Source organism: Rhizobium sp. BT-226, from assembly GCF_025847085.2.
GTDB classification, from domain to species: domain Bacteria; phylum Pseudomonadota; class Alphaproteobacteria; order Rhizobiales; family Rhizobiaceae; genus Rhizobium; species Rhizobium sophorae.
In genome coordinates this window covers 1-21,757 of the sequence record NZ_JAOYTI010000009.1, presented here as the reverse complement: position 1 = coordinate 21,757, position 21,757 = coordinate 1, and the positions used below count along the sequence as shown (strand labels likewise).

At 56.0% G+C, this 21,757-nt stretch carries 14 protein-coding genes; 9 read left to right on the top strand and 5 right to left on the bottom strand.

The features are described 5' to 3' along the window. Positions 1-80: 80 nt before the first annotated feature. Positions 81-1,253, bottom strand: a complete 1,173-nt coding sequence (locus OIU37_RS33600) for a Gfo/Idh/MocA family protein (protein WP_264259996.1) — start codon at positions 1,251-1,253, stop codon at positions 81-83. Beyond that, positions 1,250-2,317, bottom strand: coding sequence for a sugar phosphate isomerase/epimerase (locus OIU37_RS33595; protein WP_264259995.1), 1,068 nt, complete (start codon positions 2,315-2,317; stop codon positions 1,250-1,252). The genes OIU37_RS33600 and OIU37_RS33595 overlap by 4 nt, the downstream gene beginning before the upstream one ends. Positions 2,318-2,480: 163 nt before the next feature. On the opposite strand from OIU37_RS33595, the gene OIU37_RS33590 reads away from it, so the two are divergent. The 8 genes from OIU37_RS33590 (at position 2,481) to OIU37_RS33555 (ending at position 12,476) form a co-directional block, all read left to right on the top strand. Further along, positions 2,481-3,239 (top strand): sugar phosphate isomerase/epimerase, encoded by a 759-nt coding sequence (locus tag OIU37_RS33590; protein WP_264259994.1) that lies wholly within the window; start codon positions 2,481-2,483, stop codon positions 3,237-3,239. Beyond that, complete coding sequence (locus tag OIU37_RS33585) at positions 3,236-4,408, top strand: Gfo/Idh/MocA family protein (RefSeq protein WP_264259993.1); 1,173 nt, start codon at positions 3,236-3,238, stop codon at positions 4,406-4,408. Before OIU37_RS33590 ends, OIU37_RS33585 begins: the two co-directional genes overlap by 4 nt. 33 nt (positions 4,409-4,441) lie before the next feature. Further along, positions 4,442-5,779 carry an FAD-binding oxidoreductase gene (locus OIU37_RS33580; protein WP_264259992.1) on the top strand — a complete coding sequence of 446 codons (1,338 nt, stop codon included), beginning with the start codon at positions 4,442-4,444 and terminating at the stop codon, positions 5,777-5,779. 67 nt (positions 5,780-5,846) lie between these two features. Further along, on the top strand, positions 5,847-7,514 hold the full coding sequence (locus OIU37_RS33575; protein WP_264259991.1) for a peptide ABC transporter substrate-binding protein: 1,668 nt from the start codon (positions 5,847-5,849) through the stop codon (positions 7,512-7,514). Between the two features lie 80 nt (positions 7,515-7,594). Continuing rightward, positions 7,595-8,545 (top strand): ABC transporter permease, encoded by a 951-nt coding sequence (locus OIU37_RS33570; RefSeq protein ID WP_264259990.1) that lies wholly within the window; start codon positions 7,595-7,597, stop codon positions 8,543-8,545. A 9-nt stretch (positions 8,546-8,554) separates the two neighbouring features. Next, positions 8,555-9,442: an ABC transporter permease gene (locus OIU37_RS33565; RefSeq protein WP_264259989.1), complete on the top strand. Its 888-nt coding sequence runs from the start codon at positions 8,555-8,557 to the stop codon at positions 9,440-9,442. Beyond that, entirely contained in the window at positions 9,435-11,099 is a 1,665-nt protein-coding gene (locus OIU37_RS33560) for an ABC transporter ATP-binding protein (protein ID WP_264259988.1), read from the top strand. Before OIU37_RS33565 ends, OIU37_RS33560 begins: the two co-directional genes overlap by 8 nt. A gap of 9 nt (positions 11,100-11,108) precedes the next feature. Then, complete coding sequence (locus tag OIU37_RS33555; protein ID WP_264259987.1) at positions 11,109-12,476, top strand: MmgE/PrpD family protein; 1,368 nt, start codon at positions 11,109-11,111, stop codon at positions 12,474-12,476. Between the two features lie 968 nt (positions 12,477-13,444). On the opposite strand, the gene OIU37_RS33550 is transcribed toward OIU37_RS33555, so the two are convergent. Next, positions 13,445-15,640: a hypothetical protein gene (locus tag OIU37_RS33550; RefSeq protein ID WP_264259986.1), complete on the bottom strand. Its 2,196-nt coding sequence runs from the start codon at positions 15,638-15,640 to the stop codon at positions 13,445-13,447. Between the two features lie 580 nt (positions 15,641-16,220). Beyond that, on the bottom strand, positions 16,221-18,005 hold the full coding sequence (locus OIU37_RS33545; protein WP_264259985.1) for an SDR family NAD(P)-dependent oxidoreductase: 1,785 nt from the start codon (positions 18,003-18,005) through the stop codon (positions 16,221-16,223). Positions 18,006-18,896: 891 nt separating this feature from the next. Between OIU37_RS33545 and OIU37_RS33540 the strand changes: the two genes are divergently transcribed. After that, positions 18,897-19,940, top strand: coding sequence for an SIS domain-containing protein (locus OIU37_RS33540; RefSeq protein WP_264259984.1), 1,044 nt, complete (start codon positions 18,897-18,899; stop codon positions 19,938-19,940). A gap of 71 nt (positions 19,941-20,011) precedes the next feature. Here OIU37_RS33540 and OIU37_RS33535 read toward each other — a convergent pair whose 3' ends face one another. Next, positions 20,012-21,412 (bottom strand): MmgE/PrpD family protein, encoded by a 1,401-nt coding sequence (locus OIU37_RS33535; RefSeq protein WP_264259983.1) that lies wholly within the window; start codon positions 21,410-21,412, stop codon positions 20,012-20,014. Positions 21,413-21,757 lie beyond the last annotated feature (345 nt).

Sequence of the window (21,757 nt, the reverse complement as noted above, 5' to 3'; positions counted from 1 at the left end):
TTGAGATGAGCTCTCTACAATAAGAAGAATTCGCCCGCCGATATCTTTACGACCAAAGCTTCGTTTGCGGGCTTTTCCCTCTATATTTTGATCCATGCTCCGTTCCTTTTGGACGAGGCCACACACGCCTCGACAAAAGCCACGCCCTTCACACCGTCATCAATGGTCGGATAGATGACCGCCTTATCAGCCGCAGCACCCTTCTTGTGGGCAGCGATTGCCTGTGCAGCCTCTGAATAGATCGTTGCGAATGCTTCAAGATAGCCTTCCGGATGACCAGAAGGAATGCGGGAAACGCGGCCCGCAGCAGCTCCAGCGCCGGCGCCATTTCGGGTGATCAGCCGCTTCGGCTCGCCAAAAGGTGTAAACAATAGCTGGTTCGGGTTTTCCTGCCCCCATTCGAGCCCGCCCTTCTCGCCGTAAACGCGCAACTTCAGCCCGTTCTCGTTGCCTGGCGCCACCTGGCTGCACCAGAGCATGCCCTTCGCCCCGCTATCGAAGCGCAGCATCACATGGGCATTGTCGTCCAGCCGCCGGCCCGGCACGAAACTGTCGAGATCCGCGGCGAGGCTCTCCGGCGTCAGGCCGGTGACGAATGAGGCGAGGTTATAGGCATGGGTGCCGATATCACCCGTCGAGCCGCCCGCGCCTGATCGCGCCGGGTCGGTGCGCCATACCGCGCCCTTGGCACCGGTCTGCTCGACCGCTTCCGTCAACCAGTCCTGCGCATATTCGACCTGCACGACACGGATTTTCCCGAGCTCGCCATTGGCGATCATCTCGCGCGCCTGCCGCACCATCGGATAGCCGGTGTAGTTGTGGGCGAGAATGAACAGCGCGCCGCTTTCGTCGGCCGCCTTCTTCATTTTCTTGGCGTCCGCGAGGTTGGAGGTCAGCGGCTTGTCGCAGATCACATGGATGCCACGCTTCAGGAATTCCTTGGCGGCATCGTAATGCACGTGGTTCGGGGTGACGATCGACACCGCCTCGATGCCGTCCTTCAATCGTGCCTCGCGGGCCGCCATGTCCTTGTAGGAACCGTAGGTACGCGCGCTGTCCAGGCCCAGTTCGCGGCCGGACGCCAAGGCTTTTTCAGGGGTCGACGACAGCGCACCGGCAACCAGATCGAACCGATCGTCCAGTCGTGCAGCCATGCGATGCACCGCGCCGATAAAGGCTCCTGCGCCGCCTCCCACCATGCCGAGTCGGATGCGGGGTTCGCGTGCGTCCTCGGCCTTGCCTTCGATGGTCATGATAACTCTCCCCACAATCCCAGCATGCGCCGGTTGGCCGCCTGATCGGTGACGCTGCCGGCGAAGTCGTCGAACGCCTTTTCGGTGACGCGGACGATGTGCGCCTTGACGAATTCGGCGCCTTCGCGGGCTCCGTCCTCGGAGTTCTTCAGCGCACACTCCCATTCGACCACGGCCCAGCCGTCGAAATCGTTGGCGGCCATTTTCGAGAAGATCGAACCGAAATCGACCTGGCCGTCGCCGGGCGAGCGGAAGCGGCCGGCGCGGCCGACCCAGCCCTGGTAACCGCCGTAAACACCCTGCCGGCCGGTCGGGTTGAATTCCGCGTCCTTGACGTGGAACATCTTGATCCGGTCCTTGTAGATGTCGAGATGGTCGATGTAGTCGAGGCATTGCAGCACGTAATGCGACGGGTCGTAGAGCATGTTGGCGCGCGGATGGTTCTTCACTCGCTCCAGGAACATCTCGAAGGTGACGCCGTCATGCAGGTCTTCGCCGGGATGGATTTCGTAACATACGTCGACGCCGCAGGAATCGGCATGGTCGAGGATCGGCGTCCAGCGCTTGGCGAGTTCGTCGAAGGCGGTCTCGACCAGGCCGGCCGGGCGTTGCGGCCACGGGTAGATGAACGGCCAGGCGAGCGCGCCGGAAAAGGTCGCATGCGCCTTGATGCCGAGATGTTTCGACGCCGTCAGCGCCATCTTGACCTGCTCGACCGCCCAGGCCTGGCGTGCCTTCGGATTGCCGCGCACTTCGGGTGCGGCAAACCCGTCGAAGGCTTCGTCGTAGGCCGGATGCACGGCGACGAGCTGGCCCTGGAGATGGGTGGAAAGCTCCGTCACCTCGACTCCGTTCGCCCGCGCAACGCCGGCAAATTCGTCGCAATAATCCTTGGAGTTGGTGGCCCTCTTCAAATCGATGAGCTGACTGGCCCAGGTCGGCACCTGCACGCCGACATACCCCTTGTCGGCCGCCCATTTGGTGATCCCGTCCCAGGTATTGAACGGTGCCGCATCGCCCGCGAACTGGCCAAGAAAGATGGCCGGGCCCTTGATCGTTTTCATCATCTATCCAATCGATTGTATATGGGTGCGAACCTATATCGGAATCAGCACGGTCATCAACACTAATATGCTCCCGCCGACCGCTTGACAAGGATACAATCGTTTGTCTACGCTGTACAAACGATTGGATGACACGTAAGCGTGTTTCATGCGAGGAATGACTATGACCAAATTGTCAGTGCAACTGTTCACAATGCGCTCGATCGAAGACGACGCTGAAATGCTCGACTCGGTAAAGGCGGCGGGCTTTGAGTTTGTTGAGCTTTACGGCGCCAAGCTTTCTCGCGGCAATGCCTTGGCTGGGCTACTTAGTGAGCGAGGCCTCCAGGCAACTGGCAGCCATGTTGCGCTCGCCGACCTGACGGACGACTTAGGGACGGTTGTTGAGAACGCGCAGGCATTTAACATTTCTTCCCTGTTCGTCCCCTCTGTTCCCATTCCGCAGCGTGACATGCCAGCAGAGGGATGGCGGGAGTTGGGAAAGCGGCTAGCCTTCCTGAGCGACAAGCTATCGGCGCACGGGATGACTCTCGGCTACCATAACCATAATTGGGACTTGCATCTCAAGGACGGTGATAAAACCGCTCTGGATCTGGTCTTCGAAGCAGCCGGATCCGCTCCCGTGCAGTGGGAGGCGGATATCGCATGGCTGACACGCGGCGGCGTGGACCCGGTGGTTTGGCTGAAGCGCCATTCAAGCAGGCTTGCCGCGGCGCATGTGAAAGATCTTGCTCCCGAGGGTCAGAACGAGGAAGAGGCAGGCTGGGCCGATGTGGGCGCTGGCGTCCTGGACTGGAAAGTCTTGTGGCCGGAAGCGATTGCAAATGGCGCAAAGGTCATGGTGGTGGAGCACGACAAGCCGCTGAACCCGGCGGCCACCATTGCCAACAGCTTCCGCTATCTGCAGGAGAACCTGCGGTGAGCGCTTCTCCTATGAACGTTGGCATTATCGGGTGCGGTGTTATTAGCACCGCCTACATCCGCGGCGGCGCCCGCTCGCGCCACATCCAAGTCAAATCGGTGGCAGATATCCGAGAGGACGCCGCCCGTTCGCAAGCGTCCGCAATGGGCGTGGGATACGCGACCATCGACGAAATGTTGGCCGATCCCTCGATCGAGATAGTCATCAATCTCACGGTACCGAATGCTCATGCTGAAGTCAGCACGCGTATTCTTGAGGCTGGCAAACACGTCTATTCCGAAAAACCTTTGACAGTTTCCGTCGAGGAAGCCAACGCCCTGTTGCAACTGGCCGCTAAGCGTGGTTTGCGGGTAGGATGCGCTCCCGACACCTTTCTTGGAGCCTCACACCAAGCCTGCCGAGCGCTACTTGATGACGGAAAGATAGGAACAGTACTTGGCGGCGCCGCGAGCTTCCTGTCGCGCGGGATGGAGGCATGGCATCCAAACCCCGACTTTTTCTTCAAGCCGGGAGGTGGGCCGGTTCTCGATCTCGGACCGTATTATATCACCACGCTCGTCAATCTTCTTGGGCCTGTCCGAACGGTCACAGCAACTGCTTCGACTGGCTATCCGACACGCAAGATTGGCAGTGGTGATCGCGCTGGTGAAGAGATCGCGGTTGAAACTCCGACAAGTTACAGCGCTCTTCTGACTTTCGAGAGTGGTGCCCGTTTCAGTCTGGATGCTTCATGGGATGTCTGGAAGCACCAACGGTCGCCAATCGAGATCTACGGCACTGAAGGCTCGCTGCTGGTCCCTGACCCTAACTTCTTCGGAGATGAGCCGAAAGTTACCGAAAGAGGAGGAGATTGGCAGGCAGTCGATATATCCGCATTCGCATTTGGCGAGCGGAACCGCACCCTGAGGACCGGCCGCGAAGTCGCCGATCATCGCTCGATCGGTGTTGTCGACATGGCCCTTGCAATCAGGCAGGGCCGTCCTCATCGCGCAAGCGGTGAACTCGCATTGCATGTTTTGGACGTTCTGCTCGCTATCGGCATGTCTGCAGCCGAGTCTCGCGTCATCGAGATCGGGTCCAGTTGCGAGCGTCCGCTACCCATATCTCCGGGTCTCGATGAGACCGTTTTTGAAGTAATCGATCAACCGCATCCGGGCAAAGTCGCCTAAGCGCTATCGGGCCAATGGGCGGGAGGAATAGATATGCCAGGTCCAAGAGTTGTTCCTTTCCACGGTGACGAGACGTTACCGAAAAAGGTTGATGTCGTTGTCATAGGAGGAGGAATTGTGGGGGTCTCGACGGCCCTTGAGCTTGCCGAGCATGGCCTCAAGGTCGCCGTATGCGAGAAAGGCGGCGTTGGCCACGAACAGTCCAGCCGCAACTGGGGTTGGGTGAGACTTTCGCGCCGGGATCCTCGTGAAATCCCGTTGATGATCGAAGCCATCCGCATCTGGGAAACGCTCGACAAGCGGCTGGGACGTGATACCGGTTACAAGAAGGCCAGCATCACGTTCGCATGCGCGACAGAAAAGCAGTTCAATACATACGCAGACTGGAACAGGTATCTCGAGCCCTACCAGATCGAAAGTCGGATGCTGAACGGGCAAGAATTCGCCGAGATGTTCCCGGGGCTGCGAAACAAGCCGTATGGCGCCTTGCATACCCCGGGCGATGGCCGCGCGGAGCCTCAAAAAGCAGCGCCTGCGATCGCCGGAGCTGCGCGTGAGAAAGGCGCCACGATCCTAACCGACTGTGCTGTCAGGGGGCTGGAAACGTCCGCAGGGCGGGTGAGTGGCGTTGTCACGGAACGCGGACTGATCGAATGCGACGCGGTCGTCGTCGCGGGCGGCGTATGGAGCAATCTTTTCTGCCAGCGTTATGGCATAGACGTGCCGCAGCTCAACGTGATGAACTCCGTTTTGATGACAAAGCCGCTGGAAGGCGGTCCAGAAGGTGCTCTATGGACCAAAGCGTTTTCCTTGCGCAAGCGTCAGGATGGTGGCTACACGATCGCATCGGGACACGAAAACATCGTCGACATCGTCCCAAACTCCTTCAGGTATGGCTGGAAGTTTCTTCCGTCGTTTAAAGAGGAGTGGCGGTCCCTTCGGTTCCGGCTCGGTGGACGCTTCTTCGAGGAGCTTCGCTTATCCAAACATTGGGAGATGGACGAAGCCAGTCCGTTCGAATACCACCGTGTGCTCGACCCCGTCCCGTCGAAAAAATATGCCGACGGAACGCTGGAAAAACTCGCCGAGGCTTGGCCGGTTTTCGCAAAGGCGCAGATTGCCCAGCGTTGGGGTGGCTATATCGACGTGCTGCCCGATGCGATCCCGATCATTTCCGCCGTCGCCTCAATTCCGGGCTTCCATATCGCAACCGGCTTTTCCGGTCACGGCTTTGGCATCGCACCGGCTGCCGGTCGATTGATGGCGGATATCGTTTCCGGGCGACCGCCTATCGTCGATCCGACTCATTTCCGCTTCTCCCGTTTCTCGGATGGTTCAAAGATCGAGCTTATGCCCGACATGCGCCAGTAGTCCGCAACTGCCCGATAAAGAGGCAGGCAACCGTGATCGTTCACCAGACCAAAAAAGGGGTTCTGTTATGTCGACTGAAAATGAGAATACGAAGCTCGCCTTCACTCGGAGGAAAACTCTTGGACTGCTCGGCGCCGCTGGCGTTGTAAGCTACTTTGCGCCGAACCTGCTCGGCAAGGATCGGGCACTTGCTGCTCCACCTTCATCTCCAACCGGTCAACTTATTATCGGCCTGTCGCAGGAGCAGACCGTATTCAACCCTCACAAGCTTCACATTGAAGTCGATGAAGGCATTCAGTTCGCTCTCTACGACACGCTCTTCACTGTCACGCCCGAGGGCCACTTCGAACCATCGCTTGCGGAAGTACCAACAGTTGCCAATGGTGGCATATCTGCAAATGGTCTCAACTGGCGTATCAAGCTGCGCGACGACGTGAAGTGGCACGACGGTAGGCCGTTTTCCGCAGAAGACGTCAAATTCACGCTCGAACTTCTTGTTGATCCAAAGTTCAACAGCTGGCGTCGCACCGGCCACGAATTAGTCCGGGATCTGAAGGTTGTATCAGCAACCGAACTGACGTGGCGTATGGAGCAGCCTTTCGCGCCTTACCCGTCAATCCTTGCAGCAACTTTCATCGTCCCGGCCCATGTATTTGAGGGTGTCACGGACAAAAATGCCTCTCCCCTCGACAGGGCACCGATCGGCACAGGACCGTTCAAATTCGTTAATCGGCGGGCCGGTGACAGCATCGAGGTTGCCGCCAACCACGATTACTTCGGTGAAGGCCCGTATATCGAGAAGGTGATCTTCCGGTACATTCCCGATCAAACGGTTCTGTATACGCAGTTCAAGACCGGTGACATCGATCTGATCAGCCTTTCTTATATACCCGCAAACAATTACGAAGAGGCCCAAACTCTTCCGGGCAAGGTCGTGGAGCTGATGCCGGCTTCGTCGGTGGAATGCATCGCGTTCAACACCGGCCGAGCGCCTCTGGACGAGCAGGCTGTCCGTCAAGCGATCTACAGTGCGTTTGATCGGGACAGTGCGCTCCAGCAGATCAACTATGGTGTGCCGATTGCGACCGAGAGCTACATCCCACAGCAGTCGTACTATTACAATCCGGACTTACCGAAGCATAAGTACGATCCTGAAAAGGCGAAGGAACTCCTCGACCGGGCAGGTTGGGTTCCAGGCCGGGACGGCATCCGTGTCAAAGACGGAAAACGCCTGTCCTTCACGAACTCGACATCAGCCGGAAATCAGATTCGCGAACAAATACAACAGTACATGCAGCAGACCCTTCGGGACGTGGGCATCGAGATGAAAGTCGAGAACATGCCTTCGGCTGTTCTATTCGCCGACTTCTGGCTGAAGTCGCAATTTCACAGTGTGATGCACGGCCAAGACTTTCTCACAGGATTCGACCCCGATACAAGCGACTTCTTCCTGTCGACTAACAGCGCAGCAAAGGGTGGCGGCGGCCTGAATTTCTGGCAGTATTCCAACCCCGAAGTCGACAGACTTCTCGCTGAAGGCGGCAAACTTTTCGTCCCTGAGGAACGTAAGCCGATCTACGCCAAAATCCAGGAAATCGTGCGAGAAGATCTGCCGTTCATCGTAATGTGGCAGCGCCGCACTGTCCGCGGTCACGAGAATGGCCTCAACGGCTACGCGGCTAACGTGAATGTGCGCATCGACACCTGGAACATCGCTGATTGGTATCGCTCTTAGGTGGAGCTTGCGGGAGGCCAATGGCCTCCCGCGTTTCGATCGATGTCTTAGCCCGTGACGAAACGGGGGGGAACAAAACTATGCTTCGCTTTTTGTTCGGACGTCTCATGCAGAGCCTTCTTCTGCTCGTGCTCGTTTCAGTTATCGGCTTTTCCGTGCTACACTTGGCGCCCGGTGGGCCACTATCGCAGTTTGTTGCTACGCCCGGCATGACAGCGGCCGAGTTGGAACGCATTTCCACTCAGATGGGCCTCAACCGCCCCCTTCCCCTTCAATATCTTGACTGGGTTGGCAAAATGCTTATGGGCGATTGGGGCCGATCCTATCGCGACAGCACACCTGTCCTCGAAGTCGTCTCCTCTCACCTGGCGGCGACCGTCCTTCTCATGGTTTCGGCGACGTTGATCGCGGTCGTCCTGGGATGTTGGATTGGTGTGCGCAGCGCTGTCAGGCAGTACTCGGTATTCGATTATGTAACGACGGTCATCGCGATGATCGCGCTTTCGATCCCAACCTTCTGGTTTGGTTTGGTCGGGATCTACGTCTTCTCACTCAAACTTGGCTGGCTGCCGCCGGGCAACATGTACACCGTTGGCGACGAAACTTTCCTTGGTTACGCCAAACACCTCATCATGCCGTCACTTGTGCTCGCTCTCGTTCATCTGGCCGTCTGGAGCCGGTATATGCGCACGGCGACGCTGGAGGTCCTAAGTCAGGATTACGTGAGGACCGCACGAGCAAAGGGCATGAGCCACCGTCGGGTGATTATCCGCCACGTATTACGAAATGCCATGCTGCCGATGATCGCGCTCGCAGGACTTGAGCTGCCTACGCTGCTCAGCGGCGCCCTGGTGACAGAGACCGTGTTCACCTGGCCCGGCATGGGCCGGCTGTTTCTCGATAGCCTGAGCTACAAAGATTACCCCGTAATCATGGGTCTCCTGATGTTCTCAGCGATCCTCGTCATCGCCGCCAATCTGATCGCCGATATCTTGATTGCTGTCGCCGACCCTCGCATCCGTTACGCATAGGAGTACAAGATGTCTTCCGGTTCCAACGTCATCGATACTCCGCGTGCAGGTTTTTTTGCAAATCCGGCGGTTCACCGGTTCGCACAGCACCGCCTGGCCCTCTTCGGAATTGCCTGCGTCATGCTGCTCGTGCTGGTCTGCGTTGTCGGTCCATGTTTGCTCCCCTATGACCAGCTTTACATCGATCTGAGAGCGCGGTTTGCCCCGCCTTTGACAGGCCATCATTATCTAGGAACGGATCCGTTGGGGCGGGACGTTGCCGCACGATTGCTCATGGCGGGGCGTGTTTCGCTCCTGGTGGCCTTCTCAGCCATGTTCATCAGCATTTTCATTGGTGCAAGCATCGGTATCACTGCCGGTTACTATGGCGGTCGCGTTGGCGCGGCACTCATGCGCGTCGTCGATGCATTTCTTTGCTTCCCCTCAATCTTCCTGCTTTTGACGCTTGCCGCTTTTATTCAACCCAGTCCTGCGATGATTACCGTCCTCATCGCATCGACCAGCTGGATGGAAATCGCTCGTATCGTGTCTGCTGAAGTCCGATCACTAAAGGAGCGGGATTTTGTGGTTGCGGCACGTATGTTCGGGTTGTCAGGCCGCTGGATCATGACCCGCGAACTGCTGCCGAACGTTATGGGCCCGATCATCGTCGCAGCAACGCTCACGGTCGCCCGGGCAATTCTGGCAGAGGCCTACATCAGCTTTCTTGGCTATGGCATTCAGCCCCCGGCGCCAAGCTGGGGCAACATGCTCAATGGTGCACAGCAGTACCTCGCTACAGCGCCTTGGCTCGCAATCATACCCGGCGTGGCGATTACCCTTGCGGTGACCAGCTTTAACTTTATTGGCGACGGATTGCGCGACGCCCTCGATATCAGGAGCCATGGTAATGACTAAAGTGTCGCCATCGTCACAACAAGGTCGGCTCACCGAAAGCCCGGGTTCAGACATTGCGTTATCGGTTCGCAATCTCACAGTTCAGCTTCCGAAGGGTATGGAGCGCACCCATGCGGTGAAAGATATTTCCTTCGATCTGCGGAAAGGTGAAATTCTCTGCATTATCGGCGAATCCGGCTCCGGCAAATCGGTGACTGCGAACACGATCATGGGGCTTTTGCCGCCGTCCATCATGGCGACGGAAGGAACCATCACGCTCAGTGGCAAAGAAATACTGCAACTGCCTGAGCGTGAACTGCTGTCACTGCGTGGACGCGTGGTTTCGATGATCTTCCAGGACCCTCTGTCCGCCCTCAATCCTCTTATGAAGATCGGCGACCAAATCGAGGAGGTCATGCAGGTTCATCACATCGGCACGGCGGAGTCCCGCAGAAAGAAGGTTTTGGCGCTCTTGGACGAGGTCGGCCTCCCAGAGCCAACGGTTCTGCAAGGACAATATCCCTTCCGTCTGTCCGGAGGGCAACGCCAGCGCGTCATGATTGCGATGGCGCTGGCACTCGACCCCGATATTCTTATCGCAGACGAACCAACCACCGCATTGGACGTCACTACGCAAGCGCAAATCCTCGAACTAATCCGCAAGATCCAGAAGCGGAAAAACATGAGCGTGATGTTCATCACGCATGATTTCGGTGTGGTGGCCGAAATCGCCGATCGGGTCCTCGTGATGGAAAAGGGATCTCTGGTCGAACAGGGGAATGCAGCAGACGTGCTACAGTCACCTGCGCATCCCTATACTCGCAAGCTTATTGCCGCAGTTCCACGCATGTCCCAGGCAGATCGGCTAAATGAGCGTGGTGCTGAGATAGTGCTCAAAATAGAGAACCTTAAGAAGACCTATCAAACATCTGTCGGCCTCTTCAAGCCACAACGGGTGATAAAGGCCGTTAACGACGTCAGCATTGCTCTCTACGAGGGAACCACGTTAGGCGTGGTCGGCGAATCCGGCTCTGGCAAGTCGACGCTGGGCCGTATGATCGTCAAGCTCATGGACAGTGACAGTGGGCGTATCGTCTTCCGTGACACGGATATCGCCAAAATGTCTGATGCCGATTTCAGGCCCATGCGCCCTCAGATCCAGATGGTGTTTCAAGATCCCTTCGCCTCCCTCAATCCCCGCCATAGGGTCTTGACGGCCCTGACCGCAGGCCCACTTGCGCACGGAGATCTGACGCCGGCTGCCGCGCGCGAGAAGGCCGCTCGTCTCCTTGATCTCGTCGGTCTCGATGAACGAAGCCTCGACCGGTATCCTCATGAGTTCTCAGGCGGGCAGCGGCAGCGAATTGGCATCGCCCGTGCTTTGATGTTCGACCCGCAGGTTCTCGTAGCCGACGAGGCTGTTTCAGCGCTCGACGTGTCGATCCAGGCGCAAATTCTCGACCTCTTGACGCGAATTCAGCATGACCTGAAGATCGCAATGATCTTCATCACTCACGATCTGCGCGTAGCCAGCAAGATCTGTGACGAGATCATTGTTATGTATCGCGGAGAGGTTGTCGAAAGCGGCATTCCTTCGGCGATCTTTCGAAGCCCCAAACACGAATATACACAAAGGTTGGTGGCCTCGATTCCGGGCGCCGATTGGACGGTCGGGTGAGTGCGGCGCATGGCCACTGAAGAAGATATCCTGCGTTTCGCCGCAGCCTTACACTATTCGGCGGCTCGTTTTTCGGTCGAAGACCGGCAATCGTCGATCATGAACTTCGTTGACGGGGTTGGCGCCGCCTATGCCGGCTTTCGGCGGCCGGAAATCAAAACCTTACTGGCAAGTGACATCGTGGATGTCCGCGCGGATCATCCTAGCTGGCTTATTGGGAGCGAGTTGCGATGCCGCCCTTCGGATGCAGTACTGCTCAACGCAATGGCTGCGCATCTTGATGATTTCGATGATGACGAGGCCCTTGTTTCGATTGCGCATGTGACGGTGCCGACTATGGCTGCGGCCTTGGCCGCGGCCGGCATGACAAACTGCTCCGGCGTGACGCTTTTGAACGGCTATCTATCGGGTGTCGAAACCATGGTGGCGTTAGGTGAGTTACTCAATCCGGCACATTATGCACTCGGATGGCATGCATCAGCGACCCTCGGCGTGTTCGGCGCGGCGATGGCAAGTGCACACATTTTAGGTTTGTCCGTCGAACAATTGGCGACAGCGTTGTCGTTTGCAGTAACGGCGAGCAGCGGAACACGGTCTGCATTCGGCAGCAGCGCCAAGCCTTGGCAGGTCGCCGCCGCCGCCCGCGACGGCTTCGTCTCAGCGCAGCTTGCAAAGGCCGGGCTCGATGCCAACGCGTCGCTCTTTGGCCCGATGGGACTTGCAGAGCTTTACGGTGGCGATCCGAGTCGCGTCGATGCCGTCCTTGCCCGGATCGGACGTGGTTCGCCGTTCGAGGATCCTGGTGTGACGATCAAGGCTTACCCCTGCTGTACGGCTGCACACACCGCCATGGAGGCCTGCGAAGTGATTCGCGGTCGCCTGCCGACCGATGCTTTCCGAAACATAGAGTCGGTGCGGATAACGGTCGGCAGGACGATTCCTTCCATCCTCGTGCACAACGAGCCGAAGACAGCGCTCGAAGGCAAATTCAGCATGCAGTTCTGCGCGGCCGCCGCACTTTGCCTGCCTTCGGCCGGGTTGGACGCCTTCACCGACGAAACGTTCGGCGACCCGGGTATCCGACATATGATGGAGCGCATCGACATGATCGGCCTCGAGGAGCAAGACGATCCATTTTTGTGCGAAGTCACTGTCGCGCTGGTGGATGGCTCGTCGATCTGCGAGAGCGTGAGACAGACAAAGGGCAGTCCTGAAAGGCCCTTCGACCGCGAGACAATCAAGCAGAAGTTGGGATTGCTTTGTCGTGGTGCAGATGCCGAAGTGGTGTTAGAGCATCTTTATCAATTACCGTCTGCTACCGAATGGCGTTCGTTCGAGGCGCATCTAGCGCGCTTGCTCAGCCCTCCCTCGTGGTAGGCAAGCACCGAGTGTGTCGAACAGCCGAAATATTGAGGCGACGGTTTCGGGTTCAGGGTTGCTCTTACGCAAGGGCGAATACGCCTAAGTTCCTCTCAATCGTGGAGAATGGTGGCATTGCTTGCGCCATGCTTGCGGCACAGCTGCGAGATTGGCGTGCCCGCCTGTGCTCTTTCAAACCGATGATCTGCTCATAGTGGAAGTTGGGCGTCAATCTCTGGTCCCACGGTGGACCAGCCAGAGTTTACCTCAAGCCCGGCTCAACGGAGCAAGGCTCGCATACGAGACCGGGACGAGTTCCCTGTCGCTCGATAAACTTATTTATGTACAATTTTTCACAAATACGGGTCTAGAAACGGACAGACGAACAGTTTTTCAAACATACTCTTTATGAAACTTACAAATATTGAATACATGCAGATATATCCTGAACCCTAACCCTAACCCTAACCCTAACCCTAACCTTAACCCTAACCCTAACCCTAACCCTAAGGGTCCGCTCGCAGTTATCGCTGCTGTCCATCACTGTCCAACGGCTGTCCATCGGGGGGAAAGTTCTGTCCAACGGCCCCAAAGGCTGTCCATCATTGTTTCCCGGAATGCCACTGCTGAGGGATAGGCGATGTTGGTGCTTCTTGGCTGCGAGAAAAAGGGGCGCACCGTGTATGGTCGCCCGCTTTTTGTGGCGAGAATATACTGTTCGCGTTCAGTTCGCGATGAAGCCGTCCAACTGCACGGGAGTGAAATGTAGACCGAGATCAGCAGCTTTGATCAAAGGAGAACAAGCACTCCAGCGAAAAGTGCAAATTTTAGGAGATCAATCTTTCAGGAAAGCTATGCTAGAAGATTGAATATCTACTCAGGAAATGACTTTGTATCTATACACATTGGTGATGCGCCATGAGGCCCTAATCCAAGCGGCCGCAAGTGCTCGAACGCTGACCACCAGCCTATGATGCATTTCGGCTTCATGCTGCGTCAGTATGAAGGCAGCTTGAATTTCTTCCACTGGAGTGCAGTGTCGGCAACCTCCTCGTGCCTAGAGCTGACCGCTTACTCCGTTGGGCGACAGCGACAACCCTAGGCAACTTGTTGCTCGGTTTCCGCCATCTGGCAAACTTCATGCCCATCGAGGTGCAGAACTGTATCAGTCTTGCAATAGGCTCAAGAAAGAAGAAGCCTACGACACACATGGCCGCCATGAACGCCAACATGTTTCCCGTGGGGGTTAGAATGTGTTCGTCAATTTTGTACGGAACCGCCACCAAGAATATAGCCCAGAGGCTGCTGGCAACCATGTAGGTGAACTGCAAGCGAGCGCGCTCTGGAGACTGGAAGTCCTTGAACGCAATGACCAACTGCTTGACGAAGCAGACGGCGCCGGAATAAGCTGAAGAGATAAAATTGAGTGTCTGTTCCGGCCAGAACGCCCAACACAAAAACCCGAATATGAGCGCAGTTGTTCCGGCTAAGATGAACTTTTCCAGCGAAGGTTCTCTGTGACCTTTCTTGCAACGAAGCGCTGTTGGTGCATAGCGGTTGTAATCCATCAAGACGTTAATGCAGCCCTCGAGATAATTTCTCAACAGTTGCAACATGAACTCGAGAGCCCGTCCGGTATCGAAAAGGTTCGTGAATTTGATGAAGCGCTCCACCCGAACCCTGATGGGCACGTCCTTTGCAGTAACGGGGGCTGCAGGATCATCCGCAGACGTCATGAACTCTTCGGATGTCGTGAGTTCCCAACGAACGAGCTGGTCGAACTCAACCCAATCTCCATTTTGTCGTTGCTGCTTTATTTCCCAACACGTCCATAACCGGGAAAGAATGTCCCTGATTGGGAAGACAAACTGGACAAAGATTTGCCATGTCGCTGAAATCGAGGCGTTCATCCCGGTGAACCACTCTGCATGGTACAAAAACCTCAGACCGGGGACGATTGTAGTGAGGATATAGATGGTGGCGAATGGGATACCGCCCAAAACACGCTCCAGGCTCCAGTTGAAAAGGTACCAGAGTTCGAGAAATCCGATCTGCCAGACGAAGTACATCGCGACGAAGACATTCACCACTCCGGTAAATGCACGCTCGATGAATGACCGTTCATTCCGAAAACCCGCTGCAAAAAGGGGAAGGATATTGTATGCGATCAGGACCACCAAGAATATCCGGGACCAACGTCTCTCTTTGGGGCTCACTCCTTTCCGACACCCCTTCTCCAAAATTCTGAATATCTTAGCCACGCCGTCCGTAGATCTTCCGAAAAGAGCATTCTTGATCGAAGAGCCTGTCAACTGCTGCAACAAATGGCGTGCGTTTAGGGCGGCAAGAAGATACCGAACATCCTTGGGAATGCGTCCGTAGGTCTCTTCCGGTGATGCGAGAGTTCGCACCCAAGTGCGGAATGCCTCTCCGTACCTGAGAAGATCTTTATCTGAGGCCTCCGGAAACGCCTCGGTGACAATGCAGAAAATACTGGTTTCCTCTGAAACTCCAAACTCGCACGTCTCGTCTGGCTCGATCGTTTCCAGATCCCGCAACACAATAGCTCGCACCAAGCCGCGCAACGCCTCTCGATGCGCGGGCATCTCTCCATCCAAAATATCCGGGAATGCATCCCTCAGCATGTCGAGAGTGTAGGAGTATTTCGATGTCTTTTCACTTGAGAGTGTCTCTGCGGAGCCGTCCCTTTCAACGTCTGGAAAAACCTCAGATCGTCCCGATTGTCGGCCAGTCTTTTCGGCCGCAGCAAATTTCTGATCCGTTATATCTGCAAACATTTCCTTAGTCATGATTTCGAAGAAGGCAGTTCTGACGATCTCGCGAATGCTATCAGGACAGGCCCCGCTTTCGCTGTCATCTTTTCCCCTCAGTCCATTCTTTTCGTTGCCGGGTAACAACAAGTCTCGCGCCAGATGGCGGATTTGCTCCTCATCCGTGGGAAGCTCTTGAAGCGGAATTTCGGGAAATGCCCTACGCAGAATGCGACGAATGTTTTCCGGGTCGAGCGAGATGCTCCAGATTTCAAGAAATTCGAGATCAACAGGCTTATTGCAATATCTCTTTATCGGAGACCATGCCCAAATGAACTTCAGGATGTCCCACGACACCAGCAAGATGCGCGTCAACCACGTCGGCTTGGAAGTAGATGAGTTCACCGGCACGGAAACGTCGCCACCGGGAGGTTGATCATTCGTGCATCCGGCCACGGGAATGATCGTTTGCGTTGCCGTCCTCGGCGCCATCAGGTCAGGTTCAATGAAGTGCGTTAGGCTGCACTCACGATTTTCTTTCGAATGTTTCGGAGGAATTACGTTTTATATATACCTGCGGCAAGTCACTACCCTACACATTGGCTCGCATATTGGGCCAAGTAATCTCGACGTCACATTCACTAGTGCACCTCCACTTGACGCTACACTCGTCTGGGCTTGGGAGGTATGATCTATCAGGCATTCGTTGGCAAATGTAAGCTGCATGATGCGTCCGTAGCGTAATGCAGCATCTGGAAGTGGCGACATATCTAGCACGGGACGCACGAAAAGTCAGAGGGTGCGCATGGCCTACCGATTGTGTTGATATGGCGCCGCACGGCATGAAGCAGGTAGAAAAAGAGCTCTACACGTAGGGCTAAAACAACTAAACTGGATGAATAATGAAATTGGGTAAATCAGCTCCTATGTGTACGCTGCTGCCGTCCTTCACGAATTCTAATAGTAGTTCTTACGGCGTTGCCGCCACAGCTCAGCGCTTAGCTTCATGTTCACAGTTGACGGTAATGTCGCCAAGTTCTGCATTGTTGGGCAGGCCCATCAAAAATGCAACGATGGCTCCCACGGTTTGCGGCTGCGTCTTGTCTTCAATGGGGACCTTCGAGTGAGCGCTCAAATCCGTATGAACCCAGCCAGGACATACAGATGTTACCCGCACACCTTCGTCCCAAGCCTCATTGTTCGCCGTATGCGCGAGGCCTTGTTGCGCAGCCTTAGCTACATTGTAGCCAAGGTTCTTGCTTCCCAAGACCCGTTTTGCGGATAGCGAATTAATGAAAACGACACGGCCAGCCCCTGTCGTCCTAAGGTAGGGCATGCAAAGGCGAACAAGGTGTGAGGGCGCCTTCGCGTGTATCGTCAACAGCTTATCTAGCCCTTCGTCATTACCATCCATCAGATTAACCTTTCCGCCTGCGCCGCAACCGGCATTGTTCACCAAGCCATCAATCCTTCCAAATTTGGCAACCGCGGCGCTGATCCAAGTCTCCCAGGTGCCCTCATCCTCTGCGTCGAATTGGGCGTAGTGGATACGCTCGGTCTCATCGCCAAAAAGGGAGGTGAGCCTCCCTAGGTCGCGGGCTCCGAGGCTGACAAGATAACCTTCGAGGATGAGAGCCTTCGCTATCTCCAAACCGATGCCACGGGTTGGGCCACTGATCAGCACAACACGGTTGTCCGAGGTTGTTGAAATGCCTCTCGGCAAGACAAGCTTATCTCGTATTCTCTTCGACAAAATCATCTCGTCTATTTGGTGGATAGTGGCGTCATCGAAGTCGATGTTCCATGCTTCGCCGATCCGGACGAACTCATCCAGTACCCGGCGTAACAAGATGGCGTCAGGACCATTGGGATCCGAGTAGTGCTTCCTGGTTGGGATCAACAGGCGTACCGCGCCAATGCCCGGCTTAGCGATCAATACCCGTTCCACGATATTTTCGATGATCTTACGCCACGGAATGTCCTCCTTTCCCGGGCCTGTGAAAAGATGAAGATCGAAATGCTGTGTGGGACCATGGCGCATCTCTGCGATTGCAGACATGTCTTCTCCTAACACCAAGGCGCGTGGCTTCAAGAGGCTGAGGGAAAGGCCGTAGTGTTCGAGGATCTGTTCAAGACCCTCGTTCGACCCCTCTTCAAAGCCGGCATTCTCGACATCGGCTGTTTCTTGGACCTGGCATAGAGCGAGATGCAGGATGGCTCTCAGGCGAGTGGCCTTCCAACCCGAACCGTCATCTTCGAGGCGAACAGGAACGGCGTTTCCGACATCTTCCGCGGAGAGCTTCATTCCAAGAACGCCGGCACCACCCTTGAACCATCCTCCATGAGTGACCACAACGGTTTTTTCGTTGTGAACGAGACCCAATCCTGGAATGATGAATTTCTCAGTGAACTCGACGGGATCTTCGATGCCGGGATAGGGTCCTCGAAAGGCTTTACCCGGAAGCATCTTCCCCTCATGCTCCAAGAAGTCGTGCTCTTGAAGCTCGCTGTGTAGCGTGAATTCCGCGTTGTTGACGATTTTGGCATATATTGCAGTCTGGACGGCGCGCTGTGACGGCGAGCAGATCACATGTCGTATATCCTCATGCCGAAGAGCAAACCCGCCAGCGAGAGCCTGTTTCACGCCACACTCGTCGATAGGGGGGTCGATGCCTCGCCCTTGAGCGACGAACGTCGTATCACCATTCTCATCCCTCCCCTCTATTGGGTTGAACCGAGTTTGCGCGTGACGAAAGACGATGAGCGACTTGGCCATATTGTGCGGGGGCCGTGCTCCTCCTGTGAATTCCTGGCCGTAAGCTTTGTTGACAGCATTCGTGCCGTGCTGCGGTGCGCGCAGCCTCCGGAAAGCCTGGACCTGTCCGAAAGCCATTGTGGCGAGCTGAGAAAAGATGGAGGGGTAAAAATGGCGCGTGGGTGAGCGAAGGAGGCGTGGAAAAAACTGAGTGAATGAGCGAGACAACCGCAGATACTACGATCGTCCGCTTATCTATGCCGCATGCGCAAGCACTAGAAAATAACGCAATTTTCTCAGATGACTTGTGCCACTTGGCATACGACCTACCCCGCTTTCCTGCACCGAGGACGATAGGTGTCCATGCATATGCACCGTCACTATGCTGACTTGTTCCGTTGGATGAATGGTGGGTGAAGAGTGAGGGGCAGAAGATTGAGTGAATTACCGGAACAAGCGCAGATATCAGGGTGATACGACCATGGTCAGCCTGCATTGCGTAAGCGCTAGAAAATAATATAGATGACTGCGCTGCTTGGCATACGACCTACCCCGCTTCCTTCGCTGAAAATTGACAGGTGTTCATGCATATGCACGTCACCATGCTGGATGACAGCGCTCCGGAACGTTCGCAACGGGCCGAAGTGGCATTAAACCTTGCAGGACGCTGATCGAGAGGCTTGGAGAACGAGATCTCCGCGCGGTTTAGGGAGCCAACGAAGCAGGTTTAGCCATCCAATGCAGCTCATGGGAACCGCCAGAGCATCTGCCGATCAATTTGGCCGCAGCTCGGGAACATAAAGTGTCGCTCACCGTCCGCCATTCCTAGCAATATCGCGACACCACAAGACAAGACCAACAGGACAGAACCCAGATCAATCCTAGTCCCCCTACATTTGATCATCGCCAACAATGGCCCCATTTCCAGTTGACCAGTTCGGCGAAAAGCTGCAGCCTGCTTTGGGCCAGATTGAGGGCATCATCAGTTTGGCGAAGCAACTCGCACCCAACATTGACCGTATCCAAATGGTCTCCTCCGGCACCGGCGACAGCTTCATGGAGAAGGTTCTCCTGAAGTGGATCGATGCCCAATCGCGAGACCTGGAGGGTTACGCTTACAAGTCTGCCGACTACGCCATTAGCCCCCCCAAGAGGACCAACGATCGCACTCTCCTCATCATTACTTCCGTGTCGGGGAAAACAGATGACGCGCTCCTGGCGATCGACGCCGTTCGTGACCGAGTTCACCATACCGTCGCCTTCATCGGACGGGATCAATCCCCGATCGCCGTTCGCGCCCACACAACGTTTACTGCGTCTGGGGCTGTTGACCCCTACGTTGCGAACTGTCTCCTGATGCAGGTCTTCATCGGCAAGATCTTGGAATTGAAGGAAGGATGGGGCGGCATGTCGCGCCTGCTCAACTCTCTCGCCCACTTTCCAAAGGCTTATGTTGCCGCAGCCTTGGAGAGCCAGAAGCGGGCAAAGGAGGATGCGGTTCGCTTCAAGGATCATGACAAGATGATGTTTATCGGCGCCGGCTACGCTGAGCAGCTTGGGTTCGTGACATCCGACTGCAACATGGCGGAGAAGCTCAAGATCCACTCCACCTTCGTCGAAGCTTCACGCTTCCTTCACGGCCCGCAGGAGCTCGTCAACAGTGGCGTTCCTGTCATTCAGGTCCTTGGCGAGGATCAGTACCAGCCGTTGATGGGACCCGTGCAAAAGCTGTGCTCCGATCACAAGGTGAACACGGCGGTCTACAGCACGCGAGAGATGAAGATGGCAGGCGTCGCGCCGGACATTCGACCTCTCTTCAGTCCCCTAGTCCTCCGAACGTCGCTGAAGAACTTGGTGGCCGAGTTGGCTGAAGTGAAGGGGTTAGATCTGGATCACAGGTACTTTTACGGGAAGGCCAGTTACACGGTCGAGGAGCATGGAGAATTCAATTTGTAGAGCTATCTGTAGTTTGGAATACATTTGAGTAGCGAACACAATTTATCGCGAAGTGACAAAAAGTGCTTTCTTCAATCCCTAGTCGCATCTTCGGACGGCAGAACAAAGCGGTCTATGCACGCGTAGAAGGAGCGAATTGCCCCTGGTTCCATGAGCAGGCCGAACAGGTCGCTCGCGAACTTTGACGGTGCGGGGTGTAGGCACTTTATGAACTTGTTCTCCAGGTCGCCGTCCGACATTGGCTCCCCCACGCTTCCCGGCACAAATTCCTGAAACCTCTCGAAGCGTCGCCCATCTTTCAGTTCAACCTGCAGTCGTGAGGCTACCGAGGCGCCGCTTGCCAGGGTGGGCAAGTCCTCGGCTTCCTGAACAGTGGTTCGTTCCATAATTGACAGGATGTCCTCGCCGGGAGAACCCTCCAGTTCAAACTCAGCGATACCGGCCTTGCCCAACTGTGCTGCGATGGCGAGACTGTAAGTGATACTGAACTTGGCCTCTGCGCCATTCGTCGGCCTGTCGTAAATCAGGAGCCCATTGGCGACAGCATCGATATGACAGACTACACTGGCAACGTCGCTGCCCTTGAAACCGTGCTCGCCCTTGAGGGTGAGCATTGAATAGATGGCTGTATGCGAGGCCGTGCAACATGGATACGCCTTGATGACCATAGTGTTCCCTAGAGAGCGGTAAGGTCTGCCAAAACCCTCGATGATTGCTTCGGCATCGCGTCCCCTTTGAAACATATGGGCAAAACCCGTCTCTCCAAACAATGCGCCCGTCGCGGATGTCAAGCCGGCCTTTGCCAACTCAGCGGCCAGGATGCCATCGTGGACAGCTTTGCCAACCTGAAGCGGTTTCGTATCGCTGCCAAAGTTGGCTCGAATGCCGGACGCAAATGAGGCACACATTCCCAGCGCATGACGCATCTGCTCCGAGGCCAGACCGAGAATGCGCCCCGCAGCAGCGCAAGCAGCGAAACTTCCCAAGGTCGCGGAGGAGTGCCAACCGCCACGATAATGATCCGGATTGATGATCTCGCCAATTCTCATGGCTGCTTCCGATGCGATGAGATATGTCTTCACGACTTCTGCGCCGGATACTTCAGGACAGGCATCGGCCACCACAATCGCAGCAGTTCCAGCCGTCACCGTTACATGGGCTATGGCGTAGCCGGTCTCGTCATCGTCGAAGTCGTGAATGTGGCCTGCAAAGCCATTGATCAGTCCGGCTTCCTTCAACGAGACGCGTCTGTTGCTACCCCAGATGCGCGCCAAGAGCTGGTTCTGCCCAGGTTGATCTGCGACATTTGCCACGAGCCGGTGGAAAGCGGGCTGTTGTGTACCTGCAATGGCAACACCCACCAGATCGGTGACATGTCGAGCAGCCTGGCGCACCTCCGCATCCGATACGGCTGGCGCATCGCCAACGATGAACTTTGCTAGGCGGAGCTCCAGAGTTGCCGGTGACGCCATGCTGATGAGATCCGGCTTTCGCTGAGATATAGTCGATGGATAAGGTAGCGAGAGCGGAGAAATTTGCTGAGAAAGATGAGGTTACCCCGCTCGATCTCGGCGTTAGATAACGACGGTCACATGATGACAAGGACAGCACACAGGCCGATGGACAGTCCTGATGGACAGCGGTCAGCCTCTGCCGAAAGCAATCGATGGCGACACTCACCTTTGGGGACACCAGTAGCTCCAGACGGCGTTGGACAGCGAGAGACCCCCAATGGACAGCGTTGGACAGCCGATGGACAGTGATGGACAGGCTTGGACAGCCCCTCGGCCTGATGGACAGCGGTCAGCCTCAGCCAA